Source organism: Burkholderia sp. 3C (assembly GCF_054589155.1).
This window is the reverse complement of sequence record NZ_BAAILN010000112.1, coordinates 17,736-30,307: the sequence shown is the minus strand read 5'-3', so window position 1 is coordinate 30,307 and position 12,572 is coordinate 17,736. Positions and strand designations below refer to the sequence as shown.

The window sequence follows — 12,572 nt, the reverse complement described above, 5'->3', positions numbered from 1 at the left end:
TATCGCGGCGCAGTGCCTGCGCGCGATCCGGTGGCCGCGTGACGGCAAAAGCGTCACGCGCCGGCTACCGTTTTTAAAACATGCACGGTTCGTACAATTTTTTACTGGTAGTCGTGTCGTTCGCGGTCGCCACCCTTGCGTCCTACACCGCGCTCGATCTGACCAGCCGCATCGCCCTGCTCGGCCGCTCGCCGCTGCGCCATGCCTGGCTGGCCGGCGGCGCGGTGGCGATGGGCACCGGCATCTGGTCGATGCATTTCATCGCGATGCTGGCGTTCACGCTGCCGATCCCGCTCGGCTACGACATCGTCGATACCGCCTACTCGCTGGCGCTCGCGGTGATCGTCTCCTACCTGGCGCTCTACTACACCACCCACAACCACACCAACCGGCTCGACCTGGCGATCAGCGGCACGCTGATGGGCGGCTGCGTGGCGGGCATGCACTACACCGGCATGGCCGCGATGCACATGCAGCCCGGCATCCACTACCAGGCCGGCTGGCTGGCCGCCTCGCTGGTGATCGCGGTGGCGGCCTCGATCGCCGCGCTGTCGATCGCGCGCACCTTGCGCCACGATCAGCGCCAGTCGGCGATGCGCGCGCGGATCGGCGCGGCGCTCGTGATGGCGGTGGGCATCAGCGGCATGCACTACGCCGGCATGGCCGCCGCCGAATTCCCGCTCGGCAGCATGTGCGGCGCGGCCAGCGGCATCGATTCGGCGTGGCTCGCCACCACCGTCTCGCTGTTTACCGTGGTGATCCTGGTGGTCACGCTGCTGCTGTCGCGCATCGACGCGCGCAACACCCGCCTGTCGCGCGCCGTCACCAACCTGAACGGCGAGATCGTGCGGCTCGCCACGCTCGACACGCTGACCGGCCTGCCGAACCGCAGCACGCTGAATTCGCGGATCGTCGAGGCGATCGACCAGGCGCGCCGCCATCAGACCGGCTTCGCCGTGCTGTTCATGGATCTCGACGGCTTCAAGGCGATCAACGATTCGCTCGGCCATTCGGTCGGCGATCAGGTGCTGGTGTCGTTCGCGAACCGGCTGCGCGCCTGCGTGCGCAACATCGACACCGTGGCGCGGCTCGGTGGCGACGAATTCGTGGTACTGGTGGAGCCGATCAACGGCGCGGTGGACGCGCGCCTGATCGCCGAAAGCGTGCTCGACCGCACCCGCGACAGCGCCTGGAGCAGCGAGGCGCCGCTGCTGGTCACGCCGAGCATCGGCATCGCGCTGTACCCGCGCGACGGCGACAGCGTCGATACGCTGCTCAAGCACGCCGACGCCGCCATGTACGAGGCCAAGCGCGCCGGCCGCGGCACGTTCCGCTTCTTCGAAGTGGGCATGAACGACGCCGCGCTGCGTACGCTGCAGATCCAGCAGGCGCTGCACGAGGCGCTGTCGAACCATTACTTCTCGCTCAACTTCCAGCCGAAATTCCACGGCGCCACTCATGCGCTGACCGGCGCCGAGGCGCTGATCCGGCTCCATCACCCGACGCTCGGCACGCTCGCGCCGCTCGATTTCATCCCGATCGCCGAGCGCTCGGGGCAGATCGTGCCGATCGGCTATTGGGTGGTGCGCGAGACCTGCCGCCAGATCCGCGCCTGGGCCCGGGCCGGGCTGCCCGAGATGAAGGTGGCCGTGAACCTCTCGACGCGCCAGCTCGCGCAGCCGGGGCTGGCCGCCGCGATGCTGGAGATCGTGCGGCACGAGGAGGTCGCGCCGCAGCAGATCATCTTCGAGATCACCGAAACGATGGCGATGCAGGACGCCGAGCACACCATCGTGGCGATCCGCGATTTCCAGACCAACGGCTTCGAGATCGCCATCGACGATTTCGGCACCGGCTATTCGAGCCTGGCCTACCTGCAGCGCTTCCGCGTCAAGCAACTGAAGATCGACCGCTTCTTCACGAACGGGCTGGATCGCCACGGCAAGGAAGGCGCGGCGATCGTCTCGGCGATCATCGCGCTCGCGCATTCGCTCGACATGGACGTGGTGGCCGAGGGCGTGGAAACCGTCACCCAGCTCGACAAGCTCAAATCGCTGGACTGCGATGAAATGCAGGGCTTCCTGCTCGGCCTGCCGCTGACGGCCGAGGCGTTCGAGGCGCTGATCCGCGAGCGCTCGGGCAACGGCGCGGCGACGGTGGCCTGAGCGGGCACGCGCCGGGATCGGAAGGGAAGAAAGGGAAAGGGTCGAAGCGGGAACACTGTGAGACAGCAACGGGGACGGCGAACGCCGCCCCCTTCAAACCGGTTACAGCGCCTCCTGGCACAGCACCATCATCCGCTGCACCATCGTGGACGCCTCGTTCAACTCCATTTCGCTCGTGAACAGGGCGGTCACGCTCGACAGGCGCACCGCGATGCCCGCGCCGAGCAGATCGCGGCTGGCGATCTTCAGCGCGAGCTGGCCGATGCGCACGCGATCGAGCCAGCCCATCGTGACCTGCTGCTTGTCGAGCCAGCGGCGGCAGCAATCCACCACGTGGTCGACGCGCCACTCCTGCGTCAGGGCATACGACGCGGCGGCAATCGCGACGAGATAGCACAGCAGCTCGGGCCGCGCGCTCGCCATATCGCTGAATTCGGGTTTGTTCATGCGGTGGACCTTCGATGTGTTGCACGACGTCGGCGTCAAGTATGACCGAACCCCGGTAAAACAAGCCCGAAGGCGTTGCGCGCGAGAGACGGCCCGCGCGCGCCGCTTGCCAGGCCCCAAAACAAAGCGCCGGGCCAGCGCGTTCGCGAAGGCCCGGCGGTGTGCCGGCGGGGTGTGCCCTGTCGCTCAGCTTCCCGGTTTCCCCGGCTCGGCGTCGCCGCGCAGCAGGGTGAAGCGATTCTGATCGAATAGATAGTAGTAGGTTCCGTTGCCGGTTTCATCGCGATTGCCGCGCACGATCACCAGCTTGCTGTCGCGCCGGAAGCCCACTGGCTCCTCGACGTCGGGATTCCAGCAGCACACGGTGAACGGCAGCCAGACGGTCAAGCCGGTGTTGGCGTCCACCGCCACCGCCATCACGCACGACGCCCCGCAGCCCCAGGTGCTCAACGTGTAGTGCCCGGCGAAATTCGGCGCCTTGCCGCTCAACTCGCGCAGCCGCGACGCGAAGCGGCGATCCTGCGTGGAGCGGATCGCCGTGGCGACGATCGTGCCGTGCCAGTCGGCCGCGGGGAAATTGTCGAAACGCGGTACCGGGTTGGCCGCCAGCGCCAGTTTCGCCAATCCGGCGAACACCAGCACGGCGGCGCCAAGGCGCAGGACAGGCATCGCGTTCAATCGCTCAATACCAGTGGTGGATTTCCCAGAATTTCCTGGCATGCGCCGCGCTGTGATAACGGCCGTAGATATACCGCAGCCCGCCCTGCGCTTCCTGCACCGCAATCCCGAACGAACTCACGCCATTCGGATTCAAACCATACTGCGCGCGCAACAAGCGGAACAGGCCGCGCGCCGACGAATCCTGGCTGCGCGAATTGACCACACCGCTCGATTCCTGCGCCATGATCCACAGCAAATCGCCAAAATCGGTCGGCGGCGCCTTTTCAAGCGCGATCGCATTGCGCAGCGCCATTTGCGAAGCCGGCGGCACCGTGGACGGATCGACCGTCACCCAGCCCTGCTTGCCGGACGGGCGCGGAGAAAGGGGATTCGATTGTGTGCTCGGTGCGTCGGCCATCGTCGTATTCCTGAGTGAATTGCGGTCATTCCGAATCGGTCGACGGCGACTATAAACGTAAATATCTTCAGCGTAAATCCAACCACCGGCCTTGAAATCGTTTCGATGATTACCGGTTCTTTGAATTGGGAAAAATTGCCGCGCGATTTTAAGATTCCATTTTGAATCGGTAAATTTCACTTTTAATCGATGCGCATCGAATCGATATGACATACCGGTTAATCGCGCCGAATGGCGAACCTTCGCTTTCGGGTTGAAAGCCGCGCGGCGATCAGCGCGGGCCTCGCCCCGCCGGTATCATGATTCGACTCGCGCGGCCCGACCGCCCCCTCAAAACAGCCGGAGACATCGCCCATGCAATCGTTCTCGTTTCAGACCGTTCCGCATATCGTGCTCGAACCCGGCATCGCGCGCCGCCTCGGCCAGACGCTGCGCGAACGCTACGCGGGCAGCCGCGCCTGCGTGGTGACCGACGCGTTCCTGCATCGCGGCGGCACGCTGGCCCCGGCGCTCGAAAGCCTCGCGCTGGCCGGCTGGGACACGCTGGTGATCGACGACGTGGTGGCCGATCCGCCCGACCACGTGGTGCGCGAGGCCGCGCTTCGCGCGCGCGGCTTCGGCGCGGACCTCGTGATCGGGCTGGGCGGCGGCTCGTCGATGGACGTCGCCAAGCTGGTGGCCACGCTGTGCGCGGGCGATCAGCCGCTGGAGGAGATGTACGGCGTGAACCGCGTGCGCCAGGGCCGCCTGCCGCTGGTGCAGATTCCCACCACCGCCGGCACCGGCTCGGAAGTCACGCCGATCTCGATCGTCACCACCGGCGCCACCACCAAGAGCGGCGTGGTCGCGCCGCAGCTCTACGCCGATTCGGCCTATCTCGACCCGGAACTGACGGTGGGCCTGCCCGCCGCCGCCACCGCCGCCACCGGCATCGACGCGATGGTGCATGCGATCGAGGCCTACACCAGCAAGCGCCTGAAGAACCCGCTGTCCGATCATCTGGCCTGCAAGGCGCTGCAACTGTTGACCGCCAACCTGCTGCCCGCCTGCCGCGACGGCGGTGATCTGGCCGCGCGCTCGGCCATGCTGCTCGGCGCGATGCTGGCCGGGCAGGCGTTCGCCAACGCGCCGGTGGGCGGCGTGCATGCGCTCGCCTATCCGATCGGCGGGGTGTTCCATGTGCCACACGGGCTGTCGAACGCGCTGGTGCTGCCGCATGTGCTGCGCTTCAACGTGCAGGCCGCCGCGCAGCAGTACGCGGAACTCGGGCAGTTGATCGGGCTCGCGCCGCACGGCAGCGTGGACGAGCAGGCCGAGGCGTTCATCGCGCACCTGGTGTCGCTCGCGCGCGATGCGGGCCTGCCCGCGAACCTGCAGGCGGTGGGCATCGACGTGGGCGACCTCGCCGGGTTGGCGGCCGACGCGATGAAGCAGGAGCGGCTGCTGATCAACAACCCGTGCGAGATCGACGAAGGCAGCGCGCTGGAGATCTACCGGCGCGCGTTCGAGCATGTCTACGACGAGGCCGCCGGCGCGTAGGGGCGCATCCCGCCCAACTGCTGCAACAGGTCGAGGAACGCGCGCACCTTGGCACTGAGCAGCCGCCGCGAGCTGTACAGCGCCCAGATTTCCACCGCCGGCCCGGCATCCACGCCGAGCTGCACCAGCCGGCCGGCGCGCACTTCCGCCTCGGCCAGCAGGCCCGGCAGCAGCGCCACGCCCGCGCCGTCGAGCACGGCCTGCTGCACCATCAACAGCGACGACATCCGCAACACCGGCCGTGGCGCGATCACGCACGGCCGGCCGTTCGCCAGTTCCACCGGCCAATGCGTCTGGCCGGCTGCGTTGCTCATGATCACGGCCGGCAGCGCCAGCGGCGCGTCGGGGTCGCGCGGCGCGGCCGGCAGCGCGAACCCTGGCGACGCCACCAGCACGCGGCGATCGGTGGCGATGCGGCGGCCCACCAGCAACGCGTCCTGCGGCGGGTTCACGCGAATCACCAGATCGAACGCGTCCTGCACCGGATCGACCATGCGATCTTCCGCGACGATCTCCAGCTCCACCTGCGGATAGGCCCGTGCGTAGGTCGGTGCGATCCGGCTCAACACCACATGCCCGAACACCATCGGCGCACTCACGCGCAGCCGCCCGCTCGGCACCGGCGCGCGCGCCGCCACGGCCTCGCCTGCCTCGCTGATTTCGGCCAGCAGGCCGCGCGTGCGCTCGTGCAGCGCCAGGCCCTCTTCGGTCAGACGCAGCGTGCGCGCGCCGCGCTCCACCAGCCGCACGCCGAGCGCGCGCTCCAGTTCGGCCACGTGACGCGACAAGGTGGCCTTCGGGCGATCGAGCGCGCGGCTGGCCGGGCCGAAGCCCTGGTGCTCGGCGACCGCGTTGAAATCGGCCAGGGCAGCGAGATCCATGATCGTTCCATCTACGAGACGAAAGGTCTCGATTATCGGCCTTTCGGTGATTTCATGGAACGCATATCGTTCTGTCTACCGGGCCGCGCTTCCGCGGCCCTCAACCGACTCAGGAGTACGACATGACGATTCTCGTAACGGGCGCCACCGGCGTGGTGGGCCAACAGGTCATCGCCCATTTGCAGGCCCAGGCGCCGGCCGGCGCCGCGATCCGCGCGCTGACGCGCTCGCCCCAAAAGGCCCGCTTCGACGACCCGCGCATCACGGCGGTCAAGGGCGAACTGGCCGATCTCGACGCGATGCGCGCCGCGCTGCAAGGCGTGGATACGCTGTTCCTGCTCGCACCGAACGCCGCCGACGAACTGACCCAGGCGCTGCAGGCGCTGGGCCTGGCGCGCGAGGCAGGCGTGAAGGGCATCGTTTATCTGTCGGTGTTCAAGGGCGCGGACTACGTGGACGTGCCGCACTTCACCGGCAAGCACACGGTGGAACGCATGATCGAGCGGATGGATCTGCCGGTCACGGTGCTGCGCCCTGCCTACTTCATGCAGAACGACGTGCGCCTGAAGGATGCGCTGCGGGAACATGGCGTCTACGGCATGCCGATCGGCCGGAAGGGCATTTCGATGGTGGACGTGCGCGATATCGGCGACGCCGCCGCGCGCGAACTGCTGCGCCGCGAGCACGCCGCCGGGCCGCTGCCGCGCGCCACGTTCGAGCTGGTCGGTCCCGAGGCGCTGACGGCCGATGCGATCGCGGCGATCTGGGGCGAGGCGCTGCAACGCAACGTACGCCATGGCGGTGACGATCTCGATGCGCTGGATGCGCGGCTCAAGGCATTCGCGCCCGGCTGGATGGTTTATGACATGCGGCTGATGATGCAGCGGTATCAGCAGGACGGTGCGGTAGCGACGGCGGGGGACGTCGATGCGTTGACGGCGTTGTTGGGACGCGCGCCGCGTGGGTATCGGGAGTTTGCGGAGGGCTGTGCGGTGGAGTGGGCGGCGGGCTGAGTGGTGTGTGCGGCGGCCGCAGTGGGCCGCCGCTCGTGATGTTGCGCACTGCCGATACCACCCACCGCGCCCTGGAGACCGCCCAGGGTCGCGCCGCCTACCCCGCAGGCGGCAAGCAGTTGCAGCTCTTTCTCGGCCAGGACCGACAAGCCATCGGAAATATCACCGATCATGCTGCCGCTCGGCTCGGCGGGCAGCGCCGCGCAAAAGCTTGCGTCATGAACGAACTCTCCTTTCAAATACAAATTTGATAATAAAAAATACGACGACAGCCACGATGGAATTCAGGGCAGTCGTCAAATTGCTGTTATTTATACGTCCATAGACCCCCGTCTCGACCCCGATGAAATTAACTGCGATACAGAGCAGGAAAATCACCACAATCGGAACCACGAATTCGAACAGAACCCTCTTCACGAAACCTCCAATAAGGAAATAAACCATTGCTCGGCAAATCTGCCTGATTCAAACAAGCCGACATGCACGCAATCGGACACAGTTCGCCTATTCGCCGTCATTGCCACCGGCTTTGTTGCATAAATCTGGCGCCCGGGGTGACGTTTACGCGCCATGGGCCTGGCGACGCCCCTGACAACAATTCGGAATCCGGCCTAGATTCTCGATCTTTGCGTGCGAGAACATGCACAAGGACAAGAGCGGAACGCTGGAGTCAATGAAGCCGTGTTAGATCGAAAAACTTCCTTGGCATCGAGAATTTCGAGCAAGCGATCGATCTTCAACTGGGCAATTATTCGATCTCCTGGCGCCATTTCCAATAATATGACGGCAAAACACGCGGCCCCTTACCTCGCGCAACGAACTGTATCATGCAGATCGGTTAACAAGAATGAGACTAAAACCGAGAGTGACAATCAGCATTTTCTTACTTTTAATTGGATCGGCTGCGCAAGGGGCCGGCGCGGCCTGGCATCAAGCTACCCAGTACCCATCTGCCGCTGATTCGCATCGCAGCACTTGCGCATTTCGCTGGCACTCTCAAGGTGTCAGTCGAGCTAATGAATGTAATCAACCCCTGCGGCGGCACGACTTCATTCACGCCGGCCATTTGGCCTCCTATTTGAAATACAAACAACCAGCGCCAAAATTAAAAATAGAAAACTTTCCAGGATGGAAACTATATATCCTGTCTTTCTGGTTGATCGGAAATAATTTTCCGATTGCCTTTTATCAAGATGAGCATCGCCGCAACTCATTACCCAAATTCGATACTTCGGATACAGAAAATTTTTTGTGACGTCGAACTCAGCCCAGCCGGAACATCCTGCAAGTTGATTAATAGCACTCTCCGGAATCCCAAAGTAGCGAACCTTCCCAATTGGGAAGAGCATTGTGCTTTGCGCAAAATTTGCCGAAATTACTCGACCGGACGAAATTTCCCCCACCACATTTGGCACGGTCGATTTTGCGGAAATAATTTTTATTGGCGTTCTTTGCAACATTGCAGAAGAAGAAGGAGGAGGAAACAAAATGTCGAGAATTGCAGGCATAATCACCACGATTAAATACATGGCAATCAATAGAACCAAATGGAAATTCCGACGCCTTGTTAAATCAACCCCCAATCTTTCCATTTTCATCTTACATACACCTCCAATCATAATTTTTCGCTCTCAAGCAAGAAGCATCGTGACGACGAAGAGATGAATCCAAAATTCAAAATTTACTTAGTGTATAGATCAATGACCTACGCCGAAAATTTTCCAGAAACGCAGTTGATTGCAATGCATTACAGAAAGAAATATCTCGATGCGCACGTCGGGACAACAATCAGCTGACCGCCCCACGCGCCTGCATGAAATCAATAAACGCCCGCAGCTTGCGCGGCACATGAATGCGGCTCGAATAATAAAGATGAAACCCGGGAAAACTCGGCCACCACGGCTCAAGCAGCGCCACCAGCCGGCCGGCGCGAATGTCGTCGGCCACTACCGCTTCGAGCGTGCAGCCGATGCCCGCGCCACTGCGAATCGCCGACAGCAGCAGATCGCCGTCGTTGGTCAGGAACGGCCCGGGCGTATCCACGTTGAACGTTCGCGCGCCCTCCTGAAACTCCCAGCGAAAAATGCCGCCCTCCAGCCGCACGTTCAGGCAGCGGTGCGCAGCCAGATCGGCCGGCTCGCGCGGCATCGTCCGGCCGTCGAGGTAATGCGGCGCGGCCACCGTCGCGAGCCGCTGCGCGCCGCCCAGCGGCACCGACACCACGTCCTGCGCCAGATTCTCCAGCAGGCGGATGCCGCCGTCGAAGCCGCCCGCGACGCTGTCCACCAGCGCGTTGTCGCAATGCAGCTCGACGGTGATGTCGGGATAGGCCTCCAGGAACGGCGTCAGGTGCGGCATCACGAGGATGTCGGCGGCCACGCGCGACACGTTCAGCCGCAGCAACCCGGCCGGGCGGTCGCGGCGGTCGTGCACGTCGTTGACGGCGCCGTGCAGCGCGTCGAGCGCCGGCTGCGCGCTGTCGAGAAAGCGCCGGCCGATTTCGGTCAGGCCCACCTTGCGCGTCGAGCGTTCGAGCAGGCGCACGCCGAGCCGCGCTTCCAGCGCGCGCAGCGTCTGCGACAGCGCCGAGGTCGATACGCCCAGCTCGTTGGCCGCGCGCGTGAAGCTGCTGTGATGCGCGACTCGCGCAAACGCCGCGATGCCGGGCAGCATCTCCGGCGAGATCATTCGATTGTGAAGCCCATCTTCATGGTTCATCCCGTTCCACCGCTTTATCCGGGCCAAGGTGGCGCCTAGCATACAGGCTCACTTCACAATCAGGAGCAGGCATGACGCGACTCGCAGGCAAGACGGCCATCGTGACGGGATCTTCGAAGGGCATCGGCGCGGGCATCGCGTTGCGGCTGGCGGCGGACGGCGCGAAGGTGGTCGTCAACTACACGCGCGACGCCGAACCGGCGCACGCGCTGGTGAAACGCATCGTGGCGGCGGGCGGAGAAGCCGTCGCCGTGCAGGCCGACGTGGCCGAGCACGGCGGCCCGCAGGCGCTGGTCGAGGCCACGCTCGCCGCGTTCGGGCGGCTCGACATCCTCGTCAACAACGCCGGCATCTACGCGATCGATTCGATCGACACCTTCAGCGCCGAATCGATCGACCGGCACTTCGGCGTGAACGTGCGCGGCCTGCTGCTGATGACGCAAGCCGCCGCGCGCGCGTTGCCCGACGGCGGCGTGATCGTGAACATCAGTTCCGGGGTGGCGAAAAGCCCGACCGGGATGGCGCACGTGTACTGCGCGACCAAGGGCGCGGTCGACACGCTGACGCGCTCGCTCGCGCTCGAACTCGCCCCGCGCGCGATCCGCGTGGTCGGCATCGCGCCCGGCTTCACCGACACCGAAGGCAACAGCCACATCCCGCGCGAACTGCTCGCGCCGCTCATCGAGAAGACGCCGCTCGGCCGCTCCGGCAAGCCGGCCGACATCGCGGCGGCGGTGTCGTTCGCCGTGTCGGACGACGCGGGCTGGGTGACGGGCTCGACGATTGATGTGGCGGGGGGGTTGGTGTTCTGACACGGTCGGATGCGTGGCCGAGTGGGGCTGTGGCGGGTTCGGTGCTGGCCTCGGGTGCTGGCCTCGGGTTCGGCCTCGGGTGCCGGCGTCGAGTACCGGCCTCAGAGGCCCGCTCCGTCCCGCCTCAACCGCGATCACCCGCCCACACCACCGGCCGACGACCAGCCCACGGCCGCGCGCGCTCCAGTTGCCCGGCGAGCCGCAACAAGGTGTCTTCACGCGCAAAACCCGCCGCGAACTGCAGGCCGATCGGCAGGCCCGATTGCGGATGCGTTTCGAGCGGCACCGACATCGCCGGCACGCCCGCGACATTGAACGGCGGCGTGAACGGCGCATGGCCGAACACGCGCGCGGTCCATTCGAGGCCCGTCATCGCGTCGGCGCCCGCGCCGTACACGCCGATGGCGGGCGGCATCTGCGGCAGCGTCGGCGTGAGCAGCACGTCCACCGCCTCGAACCAGCCGCCCACCGCACGCGCCACCGTGTTGCGCCCCGCCAGCGCCGCCGCGAATTCCGATGCGCGCGCCGCTTGGCCATGACGAAAACAGGCCAGCGTGGCCGGCTCCAGCGTCGTGAGATCGATCGGGCGGCCGGTGGCCGCCGCCAGAGCGTCGATCCAGCCCACCAGCGTGGCCGTCCAGATCGTCGCGTTCAGTTCGACGAACGCCTCCCACGACATGCCGAGCGACGGCCGCATCTCGATCACCGTATGGCCGAGGTCTTCGAGCAGTCGAACGGTGGCGCGCGTGGCCGCCGCGATGGCGGGGTCGGTGCGGCTCGCGTCCCATGGATCGATCATCACGCCGATCGTCAGTGCGCCCGGCTCGCGGCCCACTTCCGACAGGAAGCTGCGCGGCGGCGCGGCCGTCACGTACGGGTCGCCGCTCGCGTGCCCCTGGATCGCGTCGAGCAGCGCGGCGCTGTCGCGCACGCTGCGGCTCACGCCCAGTTGCACGCCGAAGCCCGCGAACACCTCGTCGAGCGCGGGGCCGTTCGAGCTGCGCCCGCGCGTGGGCTTCAGGCCGAACAGGCCGGTGCTGGCGGCCGGCACGCGGATCGAGCCGGCCGCGTCCGTGGCATGCGCGAGCGGCACCGCGCCGGCCGCCACGGCGGCGGCCGATCCGCCGCTGGAGCCGCCCGCGCTCAGTGCCGTGTGCCACGGGTTGCGCGTCGCGCCCTGCTGCACCGATTCGGTCGCGGTGCTGAACGCCATCTCCGGCGTGGTGGTGCGGCCGATCGTCTGCAGCCCGGCCGCGCGAAACCGCGACATCAGCCAGGAGTCGTGTTCGGCCACCAGGCCCGCCGCGAGCCGGCTGCCCAGTTCGACGCGCTTGCCGCGCATCGAAACCGCAAGATCCTTGATCAGAAACGGCACGCCGGAGAGCGGGCCGGCGGCCGGCTGCGCGGTGCCGGCGGTGCGGGTGTCGGCGTTGCGAGCGTCTGCATTGCGAGCGTCTGTGTTGCGGCCGTCTGCATTGCGAGCGTCTGTGTTGCGGCCGTCTGCATTGCGGCCGTCTGCATTGCGAGCGTCTGTGTTGCGGGCGTCTGCGTTGCGGGCGTCTGCGTTGCGGGCATCGGTATCGCGGGTGTCAGCATTGCGGGTGTCCGCGTTGCGGGTGCCCATATCGGAGTTGCCGATACCGCCAGCGTCGCCAACGCCACCCTCGGCGGGCCAGTGCTCGATCACGGCGTTGATCTCGGGGTTGACGGCGTCGATCGCCCGACGGGCCAACTCGGCCAGTTCCGACGCGGTCACGTCGCCTGCTGCGACGCGTTGCGCCAGGCCGATGGCGTCGTGGCTCGCGTATTCGTTGAGGTTCATGGATGCCTTCCCGTTGGAAGCGATGGAGAAGGTCACACGATAGGGGTTGGCGAGGCGGCCGATTAGTCGGTCAAAGCGGCAAGGATTGCGCCATGGG

At 65.7% G+C, this 12,572-nt stretch carries 12 protein-coding genes; 5 read left to right on the top strand and 7 right to left on the bottom strand.

Going from position 1 to position 12,572, the window contains the following annotated elements; translation table 11 throughout:
• Positions 1-80 precede the first annotated feature (80 nt).
• Complete coding sequence (locus ACYP33_RS22645) at positions 81-2,165, top strand: putative bifunctional diguanylate cyclase/phosphodiesterase (RefSeq protein ID WP_459624010.1); 2,085 nt, start codon at positions 81-83, stop codon at positions 2,163-2,165.
• Between the two features lie 102 nt (positions 2,166-2,267).
• On the opposite strand, the gene ACYP33_RS22640 is transcribed toward ACYP33_RS22645, so the two are convergent.
• The 3 genes from ACYP33_RS22640 to ACYP33_RS22630 all read right to left on the bottom strand — a co-directional run bounded on the left by ACYP33_RS22640 (position 2,268) and on the right by ACYP33_RS22630 (position 3,870).
• Positions 2,268-2,612 (bottom strand): hypothetical protein, encoded by a 345-nt coding sequence (locus tag ACYP33_RS22640; protein ID WP_414441453.1) that lies wholly within the window; start codon positions 2,610-2,612, stop codon positions 2,268-2,270.
• 186 nt (positions 2,613-2,798) lie between these two features.
• A complete protein-coding gene (locus ACYP33_RS22635; RefSeq protein ID WP_414441452.1) occupies positions 2,799-3,281 on the bottom strand; it encodes a hypothetical protein in 483 nt (160 codons plus the stop codon).
• Between the two features lie 13 nt (positions 3,282-3,294).
• Positions 3,295-3,870 (bottom strand): hypothetical protein, encoded by a 576-nt coding sequence (locus ACYP33_RS22630; RefSeq protein WP_414441451.1) that lies wholly within the window; start codon positions 3,868-3,870, stop codon positions 3,295-3,297.
• A 174-nt stretch (positions 3,871-4,044) separates the two neighbouring features.
• On the opposite strand from ACYP33_RS22630, the gene ACYP33_RS22625 reads away from it, so the two are divergent.
• Positions 4,045-5,229, top strand: a complete 1,185-nt coding sequence (locus ACYP33_RS22625; RefSeq protein ID WP_414448012.1) for an iron-containing alcohol dehydrogenase — start codon at positions 4,045-4,047, stop codon at positions 5,227-5,229.
• Here ACYP33_RS22625 and ACYP33_RS22620 read toward each other — a convergent pair.
• A complete protein-coding gene (locus tag ACYP33_RS22620; protein WP_459624009.1) occupies positions 5,205-6,110 on the bottom strand; it encodes a LysR family transcriptional regulator in 906 nt (301 codons plus the stop codon). The two genes, ACYP33_RS22625 and ACYP33_RS22620, sit on opposite strands and share 25 nt — an antisense overlap.
• 122 nt (positions 6,111-6,232) lie before the next feature.
• Between ACYP33_RS22620 and ACYP33_RS22615 the strand changes: the two genes are divergently transcribed.
• Positions 6,233-7,123 (top strand): NmrA family NAD(P)-binding protein, encoded by an 891-nt coding sequence (locus ACYP33_RS22615; protein WP_459624008.1) that lies wholly within the window; start codon positions 6,233-6,235, stop codon positions 7,121-7,123.
• Positions 7,124-7,161: 38 nt separating this feature from the next.
• Positions 7,162-7,374, top strand: a complete 213-nt coding sequence (locus ACYP33_RS22610) for a hypothetical protein (RefSeq protein WP_459624007.1) — start codon at positions 7,162-7,164, stop codon at positions 7,372-7,374.
• Positions 7,375-8,172: 798 nt separating this feature from the next.
• On the opposite strand, the gene ACYP33_RS22605 is transcribed toward ACYP33_RS22610, so the two are convergent.
• Together ACYP33_RS22605 and ACYP33_RS22600 are read right to left on the bottom strand one after the other, a co-directional pair.
• A complete protein-coding gene (locus ACYP33_RS22605; protein ID WP_459624006.1) occupies positions 8,173-8,721 on the bottom strand; it encodes a hypothetical protein in 549 nt (182 codons plus the stop codon).
• A gap of 190 nt (positions 8,722-8,911) precedes the next feature.
• Positions 8,912-9,841: a LysR family transcriptional regulator gene (locus ACYP33_RS22600; RefSeq protein WP_459624005.1), complete on the bottom strand. Its 930-nt coding sequence runs from the start codon at positions 9,839-9,841 to the stop codon at positions 8,912-8,914.
• A 71-nt stretch (positions 9,842-9,912) separates the two neighbouring features.
• Here ACYP33_RS22600 and ACYP33_RS22595 point away from each other — a divergent pair, with 71 nt between their 5' ends.
• Positions 9,913-10,653, top strand: a complete 741-nt coding sequence (locus ACYP33_RS22595) for an SDR family NAD(P)-dependent oxidoreductase (RefSeq protein WP_459624004.1) — start codon at positions 9,913-9,915, stop codon at positions 10,651-10,653.
• 124 nt (positions 10,654-10,777) lie between these two features.
• Here ACYP33_RS22595 and ACYP33_RS22590 read toward each other — a convergent pair whose 3' ends face one another.
• Positions 10,778-12,475 carry an amidase gene (locus tag ACYP33_RS22590; RefSeq protein WP_459624003.1) on the bottom strand — a complete coding sequence of 566 codons (1,698 nt, stop codon included), beginning with the start codon at positions 12,473-12,475 and terminating at the stop codon, positions 10,778-10,780.
• Positions 12,476-12,572: the final 97 nt, after the last annotated feature.

What these genes read in the sequence shown, in the direction of transcription:
- ACYP33_RS22645 (WP_459624010.1), top strand. Translation starts at nt 81, where the DNA reads ATGCACGGTTCGTACAATTTTTTACTGGTAGTCGTGTCGTTCGCGGTC.
- ACYP33_RS22640 (WP_414441453.1), bottom strand. Translation starts at nt 2,612, where the DNA reads ATGAACAAACCCGAATTCAGCGATATGGCGAGCGCGCGGCCCGAGCTG.
- ACYP33_RS22615 (WP_459624008.1), top strand. Translation starts at nt 6,233, where the DNA reads ATGACGATTCTCGTAACGGGCGCCACCGGCGTGGTGGGCCAACAGGTC.
- ACYP33_RS22620 (WP_459624009.1), bottom strand. Translation starts at nt 6,110, where the DNA reads ATGGATCTCGCTGCCCTGGCCGATTTCAACGCGGTCGCCGAGCACCAG.
- ACYP33_RS22605 (WP_459624006.1), bottom strand. Translation starts at nt 8,721, where the DNA reads ATGAAAATGGAAAGATTGGGGGTTGATTTAACAAGGCGTCGGAATTTC.
- ACYP33_RS22590 (WP_459624003.1), bottom strand. Translation starts at nt 12,475, where the DNA reads ATGAACCTCAACGAATACGCGAGCCACGACGCCATCGGCCTGGCGCAA.
- ACYP33_RS22610 (WP_459624007.1), top strand. Translation starts at nt 7,162, where the DNA reads ATGTTGCGCACTGCCGATACCACCCACCGCGCCCTGGAGACCGCCCAG.
- ACYP33_RS22600 (WP_459624005.1), bottom strand. Translation starts at nt 9,841, where the DNA reads ATGAACCATGAAGATGGGCTTCACAATCGAATGATCTCGCCGGAGATG.
- ACYP33_RS22635 (WP_414441452.1), bottom strand. Translation starts at nt 3,281, where the DNA reads ATGCCTGTCCTGCGCCTTGGCGCCGCCGTGCTGGTGTTCGCCGGATTG.
- ACYP33_RS22595 (WP_459624004.1), top strand. Translation starts at nt 9,913, where the DNA reads ATGACGCGACTCGCAGGCAAGACGGCCATCGTGACGGGATCTTCGAAG.
- ACYP33_RS22625 (WP_414448012.1), top strand. Translation starts at nt 4,045, where the DNA reads ATGCAATCGTTCTCGTTTCAGACCGTTCCGCATATCGTGCTCGAACCC.